Raw genomic sequence first — 17,001 nt, 5'->3', positions numbered from 1 at the left:
AAAGGGATTGTCTAAAGTGACCTCGAAGGAACCGTCAAAAGGCAAATCTTTTCAGAATAAGGCTACAGGATGGAAGTATAGCGTGTGGGCACGCTATCTTCTGTTTTTGTTTCTGGTGATTCTTTTCTACGTGAGTCTGGCTTCCAAACTGCTCCCTGAGCGGTATGATATTCAGGAAGGAACACGGAGTGAAGTGGATATTGCTGCGCCCATGCAGATTCCGAACAACAAGGCAACACTCAAAGCACAGGAAGAAGCTGCTGAACGGGTACAGCCGATATTTCAGATTGTGCAGATGCGAAATGAAAATCTGATGACGACCCTGCTTGATCGTGTAGATCGATTGAATCAGGATGATCAGATTTCAAGTCAGGACAAGATTGATATTTATCGGGATGAAATTCCGCAGCGTCAGAAGGACTTTGTGACCAACTATATCAATAATAATCGGAAAGCCGGTACATACTCCGAGACTCTGTTAGAAGAGATCAGAAACGTGGTACAGGAGCAAAGCTACCGTATTCCCGAAGAAACTTACATCAAAATCTCGCGTCTAACATCGGATGATATCCAGGAGATGAAACCAGTTGCGAGGGATATTGTTGCCCGTTTAATGACGGATCAGATCAGCGATGCAACCACTGCCCGTGCCAAAGTAGCTGAGATGGTGAGTGTCAGCTCTCTTAGTAAACGTACGCAACGTGAGGTCGTACAAGAACTTGCCCGCCTCGTAGTGACCGCTAACCGCTTCTACGATGAAGAGGGAACCAAGGAAGCGAAAGTGCAGGCGCGTGAGAACACGCAAACCGTCTTTATCAAGCAAGGGGACACCTTAGTAGCCAAAGGTGAGATGATCACCCCGGAGATGTATACTTTGCTGGATGAGAATGATTTGCTGAAAAATGAAGTGAACTACTGGCCACAGCTTGGTCTTCTTATGTTTTCCTGCCTGTTGTCGGCAGCAATTCTGATGTATATTCAGCAATGCAGCGGAACGCATTTCAAATATAATAATGCGCAGCTATTGATGCTTGTTCTCATTTTTATTATTACGATAGTGGTTATGCATGTGACGGCGATTATTCAAACCAATGAGAGGTCGTATGTGGGCTTCCTTGCACCTGTTGCGGTAGGGGCGATGTTAATTGCGCTGTTGCTGGATACGTCGCTTGCCTTTGTATGTTCGATATTGATCGGTATGTTGTCCAGTATCATATTGAACACGCATCAGGGTCAGCTTTTTGACTTCGAACTAGGGTTCTTCGCCGTAGTCGTTTCGTTTGTTGCGATCTTCGCTACCCATAAGGCTAGTCAGCGATCAACGATCCTGAAAGGGGCCATTATGGTCTGTCTGTTCGGGTCGATAGCCGTCTTCACTCTGGCATTGATTGACTCGGGCGATTGGAACCGAACCACGACATTGTATGGCGTTGGATTTGCATTTGCCGGTGGTGTCTTGACGGCCATACTGGTCATTGGGCTGATGCCGTTTTTCGAAACTTCATTTGGCATTTTGTCAGCGCTCAAACTGGTGGAACTGTCTAATCCGAACCATCCGCTTTTGCGCAAGTTGCTTACGGAGACCCCGGGTACCTATCATCACAGCGTTATGGTAGGCAATCTGTCCGAAGCTGCAGCAGAAGCCATTGGAGCTAACGGATTGCTGTGCCGAGTGGGTTCGTATTATCATGATATTGGCAAGACGAAGCGTCCCATCTATTTTATTGAGAATCAGAACAATATGGAGAATCCGCATGATTCAATTGATCCGAAACTGAGCAAATCCATTATCGTTGCCCATGCGCGCGATGGTGTGGAAATGCAGAAGGATTACAAGCTGCCTAGACCTATTCGGGATATTGCGGAACAGCATCACGGAACGACTTTTCTCCACTATTTCTATCACAAAGCACTGCGTCAGGCGGAAGAAGCCGGCGTTGAACCTGATTTCACGGAAGAAGATTTCCGTTACCCTGGGCCGAAGGCTCAGTCCAAGGAATCTGCTATTGTTGGCATTGCCGATAGTGTGGAAGCTGCTGTGAGATCTTTGCGCAAACCGACCGTGGAGCAAGTGGAGTCCATGATTGAGAAGATTATTAAAGGACGATTGGACGATCATCAATTCAATGATTGTGACCTTACGATGCGTGAACTGGATATCGTCGCCAGAACATTGAAGGAAACGGTGATGGGTATCTTCCACTCCAGGATAGAATATCCCGAGGAGATTAAGAAACCAAAGCCGACTTCACCCGAAGCGGGTTGATTTCACTTTTTGAACAACCTCTAATATTGAGCAGACAGGAGTTATGAAAGAATGAGTCTTAATCTGGCATGGAATAATGAACAACAGAATAAAGAAATTACAGAACCGATGATTGCAATGCTGGAACAGTTGCTGAATCTGGCCGGAGAAGCGGAAGGTGTTGCAGACGGGGAAGTGGCTCTGACTTTTGTGAACGATGAGCAGATCCATGAGTTGAACCGTGATTATCGTGGCATTGACCGTCCTACAGATGTATTGTCTTTTGCGATGAACGAAACGGTGGATGAAGAGCTTGATATTATCTATGAGCTTGACGAAGATGAAGAAATGGAAGAAATGCCGGATGTTCTTGGAGACATCATCATTTCCGTACCACGGACCATCCTGCAAAGCGAGGAGTATGGACACTCATTTGAACGTGAACTCGGTTTTCTGTTTGTCCATGGTTTCTTACACCTGCTCGGATATGACCATCAGGATGAAGCAAGTGAGGCTGAAATGATGGGTAAACAAGAAGCGGTATTGGCCCAGGCCGGGTTGACACGATAATGAAAAGGCGCTCCTGGGGTCTGGTATTCCGCAATGCTGCGGAAGGAATCGCATATGGGTTGCGGACTCAGCGTAATGTGAGAGTTCACACGGGAGTGGCTATTTTGATGTGTGCAGCCGGCTTTTTTTTCAGAATCTCAAGAACGGATTGGATGTTTGTGCTGACCGCTGTCTTTTTGGTCCTGGTGACTGAATTGATGAACACGGCTGTAGAGGCAGCGGTTGATTTGGCACATCCCCATATCCATCCGCTGGCAAAAGCGGCGAAGGATACCGCGGCCGGGGCAGTTCTGCTGGCTGCGGTATTCGCCGTCATCATCGGTTGTATCGTTTTTATTAAGCCGGTGATGAGCTGGCTGGGTTTGTACTGATTTTGATTCGTTTTGTGATTTTAATACTACACAACTTTGTAAAGTTAGACCTTGTTTAAGTTGAACTTGTAGACGTTACACGATAACGAAGAGGACAGAAATAAACCTGTAGAAGCGAAGCGTTCGCCTTTATCCCCGGATTTTCACTTTGAAAAAGTGAATCAAAAAATCTGGGGATAACAGCGATCGAAGGGTTATTCTGGACTCGGAGTGGGTAGTGTAAATTTGGCTTTGGTTGAACTTAATTCGTAGGTAGTAACTTTATATTGCACCCTAAGGGAGAGAATAATGATGGATAACGGTTTGTTAATGCAAGAAGCAATTAAGGCACGTACGAAGGCGTACACGCCTTACTCCCATTTTGGTGTAGGTGCAGCTTTGCTTGACAGTGAAGGACATGTGCATCATGGTTGTAATATTGAGAATGCTGCGTATACCCCAGGCAACTGTGCTGAGCGTACAGCGATGTTCAGTGCCATTGCAGGTGGGCAGAAGCCTCGCAGCTTCAAAGCAATTGCCATTGTGGGAGATACAGATGGTCCGATTGCTCCATGTGGTGTATGTCGTCAGGTTATGTACGAACTGTGTGAACCCGATATGAAAGTTATCTTGGGAAACATGAAAGGTGATCTGCAAGAGACCACCGTTGCTGAACTGTTACCTTGGGCTTTTGGGCCTTCTGATCTGAACTCTGCCAAAAAATAAACCAATATTTCAGGCCTAGGCGCCTGAGGAGGAACATATGAAAAAACAAGCATTTAAATCCGGTTTTGTAGCTATTATTGGACGTCCTAACGTAGGTAAATCCACACTGATGAACCAGGTTATCGGACAGAAAATTGCAATCATGTCGGACAAGCCGCAAACGACTCGTAATAAAATTCATGGTGTGTATACATCCGAACATCAGCAAATCGTATTCCTCGACACACCGGGGATTCACAAACGTCAATCCAAGCTTGGCGATTACATGAACCAAACTGCTTTGAACACGCTCGGAGAAGTGGAAGCAGCACTGTTCCTGATTGACGCTTCGGAAGGTATGGGTGGCGGTGACCGTTACATTGCGGAACAGTTGAAAAATATCCGTACACCTGTCATTCTTGTCATGAATAAAATTGACAAAATCGAGCCGGAAGCGCTGCTTCCTCTTATCGAGGAGTATCGCAAGTTACATGATTTCGCTGAAATCGTGCCTGTTTCTGCCATGCTTGGCAGTAATGTAAGCACCTTATTGGAACAGCTCGGCAAGTATTTGCCAGAAGGTCCACAGTACTATCCTGATGACCAGGTTACTGACCATCCGGAGCAGTTTGTATGTGCGGAATTGATCCGTGAGAAGATCCTGCAGATGACTCGTGAAGAAGTACCACACTCCATTGCGGTAACGATTGAGGATATGAAAGTACAAGATAACGGTGTCGTTTATATCTCAGCCGTCATTTTTGTGGAACGGGATTCGCAAAAAGGAATCATCATCGGGAAACAGGGTGCCCTTTTGAAAGAAGTGGGTAAACGAGCTCGTCATGATATTCAAAACCTGCTTGGCTCCAAAATTTTCATGGACCTGTGGGTTAAAGTGAAAAAAGACTGGAGAAATCAGGATCGAGTTCTGCGTGATCTTGGCTTTGGCCGCGAATAATCACCGGAATTGTATCCAGTAATTGCAACACATAGTTTACCTTGCAAGACTCCATCCTATTTGGTAGATGCAGACGTCATTTCCGAAGAGAGGATGAAATTCCGATGCGAGATTTTTCGTGGAAGGTTTTTGCGATGACGGGGGATGTGGAGTCCTATTTGTTATATACCGAGGCGTGTAACTCGTTAGGGCAGGAGTCGGATCATGCAAGGGAAGTGATTGAAGATGAAGAAGCCGAAGGATAATTGGCTGATTCGGGAATGGTTAGGTGACGAGGCATGCTATACAGGGTGGAAGGGATTGTCATCCGCAGCATGGACTACGGCGAAGGGAACAAAATCATTACGCTTTGCACCGAAAGCGGCGGGAAAGTAGGGGTACTCGTCCGCGGTGCCAAAAAGCCCAAGAGCCGACATGCTGCACTGGTGCAGCCGTTTACGTATGGTCAATATGTATATTTTCGCAATACAGGTCTAGGCACACTGAATGCTGGAGAAATTGTTGAATCCTATCATGAGTTGCGTGAAGATCTGGTCAAGGCCTCTTATGCCTCTTATGCGTGTGAACTATTGGATCGCGTGCTTCAGGATGAAGAGACAGGTACATTTTGGTTCAAACAATTAAAGGCATGTCTGCAGGCATTGAAGGAAGTGAAAGATCCGGTTGTTATTACAAGTCTGTACGAAATGAAAATATTACAGGCATCCGGATATGGTCCGCAGTTCGATGAGTGCATCTCCTGCAATCAGGAGCGGCCAGATGAGCAGTTGTTTATAAGTCCCAGACTTGGTGGCGTCTTGTGTCGTGCATGCAAACATTTTGATCCTCCAGCGATGTCAGTAAGTCCAAAGGCTCTGAAATTGTTACGTTTGTTCGCACAGTTGGATCTGCAGCGCTTGGGAAATATATCAGTGAGTGAGTCTACCCGTGATGAGATCAAAAAGCTGATGCGTGCTTTTATGGATCATCAGCTTGGTCTGAATCTTAAATCCCGTTCTTTCCTCGATCAGATGGAGAAGTACGGGATTTGAGGCGTTTTTGTGGGAGTGAAACTATATCTTGACTTCATACTAGATTTTATATATTATGAAATATAATTTCTCTTTATGAGACATGCATTGAACGAGAGAGTAAAAGACTGGATTTATTGCATTTATGGAGACAAGTCGTTGTATAACACTTGCGAATCATGAATGAGCGAGCCGGGGATGGTGGAAGCCTGGCTAAATCGGTCTTTGAAACGGCACTCGGGAGCATGAATGGACACGGAAAAGTGGGCTGGAACGAACAGGATCATCCTGTTTGATCCAAGCCAAGTAGGGTGGAACCGCGGGAATAGCTCTCGTCCCTACGTCTGTACAACAGGCGTAGGACGGGGGCTATTTATTGTTGTCTGCACCGTTCTAAGCTTGCTATCAAACCATTGAAAAGGAGCATGATTATGAATTTTCAGCAGATGATTCTAACGCTGCAACAATTCTGGGCCGAGCATAACTGTATTATTGTCCAGCCATACGATACGGAAAAAGGGGCAGGGACGATGAATCCAATGACCTTTTTGCGTTCGCTTGGACCCGAACCTTGGAAAGTGGCCTATGTGGAGCCTTCCCGTCGTCCTTCGGACGGACGTTATGGTGAGAACCCTAACCGGCTGTACCAGCATCATCAGTTCCAGGTAATCATCAAGCCCTCGCCGGACAACATTCAGGAAATTTACCTGGAAAGTCTGAAGCGTCTGGGTATTGATCCGCTCAAACATGATATTCGATTTGTCGAAGATAACTGGGAAAATCCTTCCCTTGGTTGTGCAGGTCTTGGTTGGGAAGTATGGTTGGACGGAATGGAAATTACGCAATTTACGTATTTCCAACAGGTTGGTGGAATCGAGACGAATCCGGTAGCTGTTGAAATTACGTATGGAATGGAGCGTTTGGCTTCTTACATTCAGGAAAAAGAGAATGTGTTTGACTTGGAATGGGTGGAAGGTATCACTTATGGTGATGTATTCCGTCAGCCAGAATTCGAACACTCTAAATATACGTTTGAAGTATCTGATGTCAAAATGCTGTTTACACTCTTCAACATGCATGAAGAAGAAGCAAACAAGGCCATGGCGCAGCATCTGGTATTCCCGGCATATGACTATGTGTTGAAATGTTCCCACACATTCAACCTGTTGGATGCACGTGGAGCCATCAGTGTAACGGAACGTACGGGTTACATCACACGTGTCCGTAATCTGGCTCGCCAAGTCGCTGCAACATATATGGAAGAGCGTGAGAAGCTAGGCTTCCCGCTGATCAAGAAAGGGGGAGCCGAGCATGTCTAAGGATCTGTTGTTTGAAATCGGACTGGAAGAAGTACCTGCACGTTTCATGCGCGCAGCGATCGCACAGCTGCAAGAACGTGTCGTGAAATGGCTTGATGCATCCCGCATTGCTTATGGTGAAGTGAATGCGTATGCCACACCGCGCCGACTGGCTGTTTTGATCCAGAATGTGGCTGAAAAGCAGGAAGATATAGAGGAAGAAGTGAAAGGTCCTTCACGCAAAATTGCCCTGGACGACAGTGGCAATTGGAGCAAGGCTGCACTCGGATTCGCGCGCAGTCAAGGTGTTGAACCGGACCAGTTCACATTCAAGGAATTGAACGGTGTCGAATATATCTATGCAATGAAGTCCAGCAAAGGTGTGGAGACGGCTTCTGTGATTGGCGAAGGATTGCTCTCTGTATTGCATGCCATGACGTTCCCGAAGTTCATGCGTTGGGCTTCTTATGATTTCAAATTTGTTCGTCCAATCCGCTGGATTGTGGCTATGCTGGGCAGTGATGTCATCGATCTAGAAGTGACAGGTGTTAAGTCGGGTAATGTAACTCGCGGACATCGTTTCCTTGGTAAGGAGGCCGTGATCTCTACTCCGTCTTCTTACGTGGAAGTGCTGCGTTCAGAACATGTCATTGTTGATATCCAGGAACGTGAACAGATGATTGTATCCCAAATTCAGGCATTGGCTGCTGAGAAAAAATGGGATATTGCGATTAAGGAAGACTTGCTGGAGGAAGTCCTGTTCCTGGTGGAAACACCTACCGTATTGTTCGGGACATTCGACTCTTCATTCTTGAATATTCCACAAGAAGTATTGATTACTTCCATGCGTGAACATCAGCGTTATTTCCCTGTATTGGACAATGAAGGACAATTGTTGCCATTCTTCGTGACAGTACGTAACGGTGGAAGTGATTCACTGGATATAATTGCAAAAGGGAATGAGAAAGTACTGCGTGCACGTCTGTCTGATGCCAAGTTCTTCTATGAGGAAGACCAGAAGTTACAGATTAAGGATGCATTGTCGAAGCTGGAAAGTATCGTCTTCCAGGAAGAGCTGGGAACGGTTGGAGATAAAGTACGCCGTATTCGCAAAATTGCCGATGGAATTGCTGCTAAACTGCAAGTATCCGGTGATGTTGCCGAATCCGTTAGCCGCTCAGCAGATATCTGCAAATTCGATCTGGTGACACTGATGGTTGGTGAATTCCCGGAACTGCAAGGTGTGATGGGTGAGGATTACGCTCGTAAAGCTGGTGAAAAAGAAGAAGTGGCCAAAGCGGTATTTGAACACTATCAGCCACGTTTTGCTGGAGATCAATCCCCTGCTTCTCTTGTTGGTGCCATTGTAAGTGCTGCGGACAAAATGGATACAATCGTAGGTTGTTTCTCCATTAACATCATTCCAACGGGATCTCAAGATCCGTATGCGCTACGCCGTCAGGCTGCAGGTATTGTACAGATTTTGCTGGATCACAAGCTTCCGCTGACATTGTCAGATGTGTTCGGAGTAGCACTTCAAGTGCATGCCCAGATGAACCTGTTGAAACGTGCAGATGAAGAGGTTCGTAAAGATCTGCAAGACTTCTTTGGTCTTCGTGTGAAAAAATTGCTGTCCGAAACCGTTCGCTACGACGTAGTGGATGCCGTAATCTCTTCCGGATTCGATGATATCAGTGCTGTGGTTCCAAAAGGTGAAGCGTTGATGGCGGCTGTTCTGACAGGAGACGCATTCAAAACAACGGTTGAATCATTCAACCGTGTGGGTAATCTGGCTGCCAAAGCATCCAATGCTTCTGTACATCCAGAACTGTTCACAGAAGATGGAGAGCGTCAGCTGCACGAGTCATGGAGCAGAACGAATGCAGAATATCGTCAGGCGTTAACTCAGCATAAGGCTGCTGAAGCGCTGGCTATTGCTTCTGCTTGGAAAGATGGTATTACCTCATTCTTCGATTCGGTCATGGTTATGGCTGAAGATGAGGCTGTCCGTGCGAATCGACTTGCCTTGCTTGCAGCTATTGATCGTGACTTGAAAGGATTTGCTGATTTTTCCAAGTTGGTATGGTAATTAGGCGTATTTCATGAGTCCTTTTCCACAGACTTGGAGCAAAGCTAAAATTCAGTATTAAAGAAGGATATATGAGGGTATAAATATACGGAACGGGTTGTGAAATGTATTTTTGACAACCGCTCCGTATTTTAGCCTTTGATTTCCCTTGTTGTGGCAGAAGGATTTTGCCCGGCCGGGGTCGTATATTACAATATGCAGCTATTTTATGAAACCGGGTGGTCTGGGTTTGAGTGAGTTAAATATACGTCATATTGTTGTGGATGGTGATGCTTGCCCGGTCAAAACCGAGATTGCGCAAACCGCTCGCCTTTTCAACATCCCTGTACTGTTAGTCTCTTCGTTTGATCATTTGCTTCAAGGAGGAGAAGGGGTGCGTACTGTGCAAGTGGATCGTAGCGATCAGAGCGCAGACCTCTATATTGCTAATCATATTAAGCCAAACGATGTGGTTATCACTCAGGACTATGGACTTGCGGCACTTGCGCTCGGCAAACGTTGTTATGTTTTATCCTTTCGTGGTCGTGAGTTTAACGATCGTGACATTGATTTCATGTTGGATTCTCGTCATACTGCGGCCAAAGCACGAAAAAGAGGCCATTACGGGAAAGGCCCAAAGCCTTTCACAGAGCAGGATCGTGAAATTTTTCAACATAAACTGACAAAACTTTTAAAAGATTTGCAGGAGAATGTGTAAGTTTATCGAATTATATTTACGTGTTGAAGAGATGAAGGTGGCCAGAGATGAGTACCGGACAAGGCGGTATACCCGAAAGTATTATTGAATCGGTGTTACAGCAGAATGATATTGTCGATACGGTGAGCCGATTTGTGCATCTGACCAAGCAGGGGAAGTATATGAAAGGCCTCTGTCCTTTTCATTCCGAGAAGACGCCTTCGTTCACCGTTACACCTGAGAAACAAATTTTCTACTGCTACGGTTGCGGCACGGGTGGAAATGCCATCAAATTCAGGATGGAAATCGAAGGGTTATCCTTTCCCGAGGCTGTCAAAACGATGGCGGAAGAAAGTCACATCTCTATGGGGGACTGGCAAGGGCGTGAATCTGCTCATGTGAATCCGGAGACTGAACGTCTGTTGGAGGCTTATGAGCTTACCGCGAAGCTTTATCATTTTTTGTTGAAAAATACAGAGCACGGCAAGTCAGCCATGGAATATTTACGCTCCAGAGGTATTGGAGACAAGTTGATTGACCAGTTCCAGATTGGGTTCGCACCAAATCGTTGGGACACACTGGTACAATTTCTTGAAAAACGTAACTATCCGCTCGAAGAAATGGAAAAGGGTGGACTTCTATCACCGCGAAATGAAGGTCAGGGATATGTGGACCGATTCCGAGACCGGATTATGTTCCCGATTAATGGCAGGAGCGGTAAGCCAATTGCATTTGCAGGACGCATATTGGGAGATGGGCAACCGAAATATCTAAATTCACCGGAAACCCGGTTATTTAACAAAAGCCGTGTTCTCTACAATCTGCATCAGGCCAAAAATGCAATTCGCAAACAAAGACAAGCCATTTTGTTCGAGGGATATGGTGATGTCATCTCTGCATGGGATCAGGACATCCAGAATGGTGTAGCGGCAATGGGTACTGCACTAACCGAGAATCAGGCACTGATGCTCAAAGGCATGTGCGACGAAGTCATCATATGTTATGACGGCGACAAAGCAGGACAGGCTGCTGCACTCAAAAACTTCCCCATTCTTGAGGAAGCCGGATTGCAGGTCAAAGTGGCTCTCATTCCCGAGGGACTTGACCCGGATGACTTTATCCGGAAGCATGGTGGTGAACGGTTCCGAAACCAGATTGTGGACGGTGCCGTGACAACTACAAAATTTAAACTTATAAACTTAAAAAAAAGCCATATACTGCTAGAGGGTGGCGGACAAATCGCCTATTCGAAAGAAGCAGTAAAATTGATTGCCCCCTTACCTTCTCCAACAGAAAGGGAAGTGTATCTTCGTGAACTGGCTGCAGAAGTGGACGTATCCTTCGAAACATTGAAGCAGGAGTGTAATGAAGAACGGGAGGCGATGAAAAATAACCTTCAGTATGGGGATAATAACCCGAAAAGGTGGAATAATGGTAGGCAACAAAATAGGCAGGTGCCTACACCTAATCTGTTGCCGGCTTATCACGCTGCTGAACGCAAACTGATTGCCTGGATGTTGCAGGATGATGAGGCTGCCCAGTACGTGAATGAGCATCTTGGTGAAGCTTTTAACTTGGATGATCATGCAGCTATTGCTGCTTATCTATATGCCTACTATGCGCAAGGCAAACCGTCGGATACAAGCCGTTTTATGTCTTCACTGCATGACGATCGCTTGGAAAAAACGGTCAGTTCAATCTCGATGATGGATGGTCCAGGTGAATGGAGTATTCAAATGCTCGATGATTGCATCAGGGAAGTGCTGAAGTATCCACGTAAGAAAGAGTACGATTTGAAAAAAGAAGAAATGATTGCTGCAGAGCGGGCAGGTGATTCTGTACGCGCGGCACAGATTGCAATTGAAATGATTGCCCTAGAGAGACAGTGAACGTCTGATGATTAGATGTTTCTAGGGAGGAGGGAGTCGAGTTATGGCGAATGATCAGCATACTGAACTAGAAACAGAATTGACACTGGATCAGGTTAAAGATCAATTGATTGAATCAGGTAAGAAAAGAGCTTCGCTGAATTACAAGGAAATTATAGAGAAACTCTCTCCTTTTGAGCAGGATGCAGAGCAAATGGATGAGTTCTATGAGCAACTGAGCGATCTGGGTATCGATGTAGTGAATGAAAATGATGAAGAGGTTACACTGCGTCCTAGTGAAGATTCCGAGAACAACACCAGAGAGGGAGAGGACGAATTCCACTTTGATGATGATCTGAGCTTGCCGCCAGGAATCAAAATCAATGACCCTGTCCGTATGTATCTCAAGGAAATTGGTCGTGTGCCATTGTTGTCGGCAGATGATGAAGTACAACTGGCTAAACGGATTGAGAACGGGGATGAAGAAGCCAAGCGTCGTCTGGCTGAAGCGAACCTTCGACTCGTAGTCAGTATCGCGAAGCGTTACGTTGGACGTGGAATGTTATTCCTTGATTTGATCCAGGAAGGTAATATGGGCCTGATCAAAGCGGTTGAGAAGTTCGACCACAAAAAAGGATATAAGTTCAGTACGTATGCCACATGGTGGATCCGTCAAGCGATCACTCGTGCTATTGCTGACCAGGCGCGTACCATTCGTATCCCTGTGCACATGGTGGAGACGATTAATAAGCTGATCCGGGTATCCCGTCAGCTGTTGCAGGAACTTGGGCGTGAACCGACACCAGAAGAAATCGCTGCTGAGATGGATCTGAGTGTGGAGAAAGTTCGTGAAATTACGAAGATTGCACAGGAACCGGTTTCTCTGGAAACACCGATCGGTGAGGAAGATGATTCCCATCTGGGTGACTTCATTGAGGATCAGGAAGCACTTGCTCCGGCGGATGCTGCTGCGTATGAGTTGCTGAAAGAACAGCTCGAAGATGTATTGGATACACTGACTGAACGTGAAGAGAACGTGCTTCGTCTACGTTTCGGTCTGGACGATGGACGGACGAGAACGCTGGAGGAAGTCGGCAAGGTGTTTGGTGTTACGCGTGAGCGTATTCGTCAGATTGAAGCCAAGGCTCTTCGTAAATTGCGTCACCCGAGTCGTAGTAAACGACTCAAAGATTTCCTCGAATAATTGAACTACGGGAGACTTTCCGCAAGACGCATTAGCGGCGGCGGGGTCTCCTTTATTTTTAATTTGAACGTCTTGATTTCTTGGTTTTGGAAATTCATCCTTGAAATGTTTTATTGGATTTTATTTTATCGCTTTTCCTTGTTCAATGCAAATCAATAAATTAAATGAATGGTGTAGGTGCTTCATGAAACTTTCGAATCGATTACAGCGAATACATGATCAAATTCCCGATGGCAGCCGCATGGCTGATATCGGTTCAGACCACGCGTTGCTGCCAGTAGCCGCGATCCGCAGTGGGAAAGCCGCAAATGCAGTAGCCGGGGAAGTCAATCCTGGCCCTTATGATGCTGCATGCAAACAAGTCAGTGATGCTGGCCTGAAAGAAAAAATAACTGTACGCCGTGGAGACGGATTGGATGTAATCTCTGCGGGAGAAGTGGATGTCATCACCATTGCAGGTATGGGTGGTGCTCTGATTGCCTCCATTTTGGACCGAGGTTTATCCAAACTGGATGGAGTCCAGTTACTTATTTTGCAACCCAATGTGGGAGAAGATATTCTCAGACGCTGGTTGCTGGAGCATCACTGGGTGGTTGTGGCAGAACAGTTGCTCGAAGAAGATGGCAAGATCTATGAGATTATAACGGCGATGCCACAATCCGTAAGCCCGATTGCAAATGAAGAGGTGTATCGTGCACGTCCGCTTCAAGGCGGGGCAGAATTGACGGAAGATTTGCTGCTGCGGATGGGGCCATATTTGGTGGATCGTCCAACGGATGTATTTTTTGCTAAATGGGAAAGTGAGATCATCAAACTGCAAGGGGTTGTAAACTCCATCTCCAAATCCGATCAGGATACTTCCCGAGACAAGGCGGCTGAGGTAGAGCGTCTTATCGCAAACTTGAAGGAGGTTTTGGCATGTTTGCCAAAGGTCAAACTGTAATTCAACTGATGGAGCAACTCGCTCCCAAACATCTGGCTGTACCGGATGACCGAATTGGTCTCCAGCTCGGCAGTTTGCAAAAAGAAATCAGTCACGTGTTAGTTGCTTTGGATGTGACGGATGAAGTGGTGGACGAAGCGATTCGTATTGGTGCCAACCTGATTATCGCTCATCACGCTATCATTTTCCGTCCGGTTAAGTCACTGAATACAGATACACCTATGGGTAAATTGTATGAAAAGCTGATTAAGCATGATATTGCTGTCTATATCAGTCATACGAATCTGGACGTGGCCGAGGGTGGTATGAATGACTGGATGGCCGAGGCACTTGGCATCGACAGTAAGGAATCGCTGGAAGATGTACACACAGATCATCTGTACAAGCTGGCTGTATTTGTACCACGTACGCATCATGAACAGGTGCTTCAAGCGGTACTCGAAGCCGGAGCGGGGAGTATCGGTCAATACAACAAGTGCAGCTTTAACACGGAAGGTACAGGAACGTTTGTACCCGGTGAGGGCACTCAACCTTTTATCGGTACCCAGGGGCAGATGGAACGTGTGGAAGAAATGCGGATTGAGACCATCGTACCGCAAAGTCTGAGAAGTAAGGTCGTTCAGGCGATGCTTAAGGCCCATCCGTATGAGGAAGTGGCCTACGATCTCTATGCCATGGATTTAAAGGGCCGTACGCTCGGTTTGGGACGCTTGGGACCCCTTAGGGAGCCTAAGACATTAGGTGAGCTGGTGGAGGTCGTGAAGACCCAATTCAATGTGCCTTATGTGCGTGTTGTAGGAGATCTGAACAAGCAGATCAAAAAAGCAGCGGTTCTTGGCGGCTCTGGCAGCCGTTACGCGCTCACTGCCCGCTTCAAAGGTGCGGATGTGATTGTGACTGGAGATATTGATTATCACACGGCTCATGATGCGTTAATGGCAGGTATGTGTATCATCGACCCTGGACATAATTCCGAGAAGATTATGAAACCAAAAACAGCGGATTGGCTTCGTTCCCGTTTGGAAGATAAACGATATGATACGCAAGTTACGGCTTCTGAGGTAAATACGGAAGTATTCAAGTTTATCTAAAAAGGCCGTTGATGTGTAATTCCCAGTAATATTAAGCTTGTCTGGGAACCCAAATGCCTGTATACTATGTAATGTTGTTCGGAAAGCTTGACAGACAATCGCTGGTGGCCTTTGTTGCCACGAGAGGAAAGTCCGGGCTCCACAGGGCAGGATGCTGGATAACGTCCAGTCAGCGCGAGTTGAAGGATAGTGCCACAGAAATGGACCGCCGATGGCCGGATCTTCCGGCACAGGCAAGGATGGAACCGAGGTGTAAGAGACCCCGAGGAACGCTGGTGACTTCGTTCCTGGTAAACCCCATCTGGAGCAAGACCTAATGGGACACAGTCGCCTCTTCGGAGGAGGCAGCCTTAGCCCGAGGTGTGTCTAGGTTGGTCGCTTGAGCTGTGCAGCAATGTATGGCCTAGATAGATGATTGTCGCTTCTGGTGGGAGGGTAGTTCCCGTATGAACCACGAAGAGCACAGAACCCGGCTTACGGTAAGCTTTCCTAACTGCAACAACACATCACTATTGCAACACAATGTAGTCCACCTATCAGTCGAGGACAACTCGTATGAATCATTCGATGGCCTGACTGATCAGAAGGACCCATGAACATCTGAAAAATCATAACTCCTGTTGATAACAGGTTCTATAAAATAAGGCGGCAGTTCCGAGATTCTCGGGCCTGCCGCCTTATTTTTGTTTTTGTTTCTCATATCAAGTTATTTAACCTACATACGCTAACGGATAGCGAAACGATTATGACAGTTCATTACAGTGTAACAACACTGTCCGATGTTAGGGATGCATGCCAGCGTTGGATGGCGCGATCCATTCTTTCCACGGCTTCTGGAAGAAGCTCAGGGTCCGTATGAGTAAAGTTGATTCGCATGCGGTTTAACTCTGGTGTACCTGCATAGAAGGAATCACCCGGAACAATGCACACTTTCTCCTGGATACCATAAGTGAACAGATTGCTTGCCAGCATGCCTTCAGGTAGTTGCAGCCACAAGAACATGCCACCTTGTGGTGAATTCCATGAGATGCCTTCCCATGATTTGGCTGCCATGAGTGTGGTCAGGGTGTTCATCCGTTGTTCGTAATCCTCTGAAATATGGCGAATATGTGCATCCAGATCGAAAGATTCAAGCAGCGCATGAAGCGCTCTTTGGTCAATGCTGCTGGAATGCAAGTCGGCACCTTGTTTCGCTCGTGCGGCCATTTTTACAATATCGGGAGCAGCCAGTATCCAGCCAGTACGCAGGCCGGGTGCTACCGTTTTGGAGAATGTACTGGTGTAGATAACATTGGAAGGGCCGTCATAGGATACTGCATCCAGTTCTGCGAGAGCAGGGACATCCAATTGCTCCGGATTGAACCGGATTTCACCATAGGGATCATCTTCCAGAATAAGTACACCGTACTTGCGGCACAGATCTACAGCCTGCTGTCTTCTTTCTCGTGACCATACTTTTCCCGTAGGATTGGAGAACGTTGGGTTAATATAGACGAGTTTTGGACGATGCAACTGGAGCTGTTCTTCCAGAGATTCAGGCAACATTCCGTGATCATCACAGGTTACGCCGTGAGATTCAGCTTGATAGGAATGAATGACTTGCAGAGCAGCGAGGTAGGTTGGTGATTCAACCAATACGCGGTCACCCGGGTCGAGAAGAATGCGGCAAACCAAGTCAATGGATTGCTGTGAACCGGTAGTGAGAAGCATGTGATCGGGTGAAGCGGGAATGCCCTTGGATTCAAGACGTTCGGCGATTTTGGCGCGAAGAGGACGGTAACCCTCAGTCTCCGCATATTGAAGAGCGGCTGCTCCGCTCATAAATACTTTTTCATACGCAACGCGAATGGCTTCCAGCGGGAAAGAAGTCTGGGCTGGTAATCCACCGGCTAGTGAGATCATTCCAGGTGCCTGAGCGGCCTGGAGCATGTCGCGAACGACAGAGGACGGGGTGTTTTGTGCCATTTTGGACCAAGGGATACTCATGTTATTCT

Annotated in this window: 15 protein-coding genes and 1 other RNA gene; 15 read left to right on the top strand and 1 reads right to left on the bottom strand. The window is 46.7% G+C overall.

Annotated features, from left to right (window positions below):
- Positions 1-16 precede the first annotated feature (16 nt).
- The 15 genes from NKT06_RS22330 (at position 17) to rnpB (ending at position 15,499) form a co-directional block, all read left to right on the top strand.
- A complete protein-coding gene (locus tag NKT06_RS22330) occupies positions 17-2,266 on the top strand; it encodes an HD family phosphohydrolase (protein WP_253439397.1) in 2,250 nt (749 codons plus the stop codon).
- Positions 2,267-2,317: 51 nt separating this feature from the next.
- Positions 2,318-2,815, top strand: a complete 498-nt coding sequence (gene ybeY, locus NKT06_RS22325; RefSeq protein WP_253439395.1) for an rRNA maturation RNase YbeY — start codon at positions 2,318-2,320, stop codon at positions 2,813-2,815.
- Positions 2,815-3,186 carry a diacylglycerol kinase family protein gene (locus NKT06_RS22320; RefSeq protein ID WP_253439393.1) on the top strand — a complete coding sequence of 124 codons (372 nt, stop codon included), beginning with the start codon at positions 2,815-2,817 and terminating at the stop codon, positions 3,184-3,186. Before ybeY ends, NKT06_RS22320 begins: the two co-directional genes overlap by 1 nt.
- 291 nt (positions 3,187-3,477) lie before the next feature.
- Positions 3,478-3,891 carry a cytidine deaminase gene (locus tag NKT06_RS22315; protein ID WP_076211616.1) on the top strand — a complete coding sequence of 138 codons (414 nt, stop codon included), beginning with the start codon at positions 3,478-3,480 and terminating at the stop codon, positions 3,889-3,891.
- 37 nt (positions 3,892-3,928) lie between these two features.
- Complete coding sequence (era, locus tag NKT06_RS22310) at positions 3,929-4,828, top strand: GTPase Era (protein ID WP_145151051.1); 900 nt, start codon at positions 3,929-3,931, stop codon at positions 4,826-4,828.
- A 104-nt stretch (positions 4,829-4,932) separates the two neighbouring features.
- Entirely contained in the window at positions 4,933-5,073 is a 141-nt protein-coding gene (locus tag NKT06_RS22305) for a YqzL family protein (protein WP_091013993.1), read from the top strand.
- A 33-nt stretch (positions 5,074-5,106) separates the two neighbouring features.
- On the top strand, positions 5,107-5,859 hold the full coding sequence (gene recO, locus NKT06_RS22300; RefSeq protein WP_253439391.1) for a DNA repair protein RecO: 753 nt from the start codon (positions 5,107-5,109) through the stop codon (positions 5,857-5,859).
- 410 nt (positions 5,860-6,269) lie between these two features.
- Positions 6,270-7,157 carry a glycine--tRNA ligase subunit alpha gene (glyQ, locus tag NKT06_RS22295; protein WP_145323243.1) on the top strand — a complete coding sequence of 296 codons (888 nt, stop codon included), beginning with the start codon at positions 6,270-6,272 and terminating at the stop codon, positions 7,155-7,157.
- The gene (glyS, locus tag NKT06_RS22290) at positions 7,150-9,225 is read left to right on the top strand and encodes a glycine--tRNA ligase subunit beta (protein ID WP_253439389.1); all 2,076 of its coding nucleotides are present in this window, start codon (positions 7,150-7,152) and stop codon (positions 9,223-9,225) included. Before glyQ ends, glyS begins: the two co-directional genes overlap by 8 nt.
- Positions 9,226-9,454: 229 nt before the next feature.
- Entirely contained in the window at positions 9,455-9,922 is a 468-nt protein-coding gene (locus NKT06_RS22285) for a YaiI/YqxD family protein (RefSeq protein ID WP_483311586.1), read from the top strand.
- A 47-nt stretch (positions 9,923-9,969) separates the two neighbouring features.
- Complete coding sequence (gene dnaG, locus NKT06_RS22280) at positions 9,970-11,790, top strand: DNA primase (protein ID WP_253439384.1); 1,821 nt, start codon at positions 9,970-9,972, stop codon at positions 11,788-11,790.
- A 43-nt stretch (positions 11,791-11,833) separates the two neighbouring features.
- Positions 11,834-12,973: an RNA polymerase sigma factor RpoD gene (gene rpoD / locus NKT06_RS22275; RefSeq protein ID WP_062835490.1), complete on the top strand. Its 1,140-nt coding sequence runs from the start codon at positions 11,834-11,836 to the stop codon at positions 12,971-12,973.
- A 184-nt stretch (positions 12,974-13,157) separates the two neighbouring features.
- Entirely contained in the window at positions 13,158-13,916 is a 759-nt protein-coding gene (locus NKT06_RS22270; RefSeq protein ID WP_253439382.1) for a tRNA (adenine(22)-N(1))-methyltransferase, read from the top strand.
- Positions 13,892-15,007 carry a Nif3-like dinuclear metal center hexameric protein gene (locus NKT06_RS22265; RefSeq protein ID WP_253439380.1) on the top strand — a complete coding sequence of 372 codons (1,116 nt, stop codon included), beginning with the start codon at positions 13,892-13,894 and terminating at the stop codon, positions 15,005-15,007. The genes NKT06_RS22270 and NKT06_RS22265 overlap by 25 nt, the downstream gene beginning before the upstream one ends.
- A gap of 82 nt (positions 15,008-15,089) precedes the next feature.
- Positions 15,090-15,499: RNase P RNA component class A (gene rnpB / locus NKT06_RS22260), an RNA gene on the top strand.
- A 264-nt stretch (positions 15,500-15,763) separates the two neighbouring features.
- On the opposite strand, the gene NKT06_RS22255 is transcribed toward rnpB, so the two are convergent.
- Positions 15,764-16,993 (bottom strand): aminotransferase-like domain-containing protein, encoded by a 1,230-nt coding sequence (locus NKT06_RS22255; protein WP_253439378.1) that lies wholly within the window; start codon positions 16,991-16,993, stop codon positions 15,764-15,766.
- Between the last annotated feature and the right edge of the window lie 8 nt (positions 16,994-17,001).

It is taken from the genome of Paenibacillus sp. 1781tsa1 (assembly GCF_024159265.1).
Classification (GTDB): domain Bacteria; phylum Bacillota; class Bacilli; order Paenibacillales; family Paenibacillaceae; genus Paenibacillus.
This window is presented reverse-complemented; position numbering and strand designations above follow the sequence as displayed.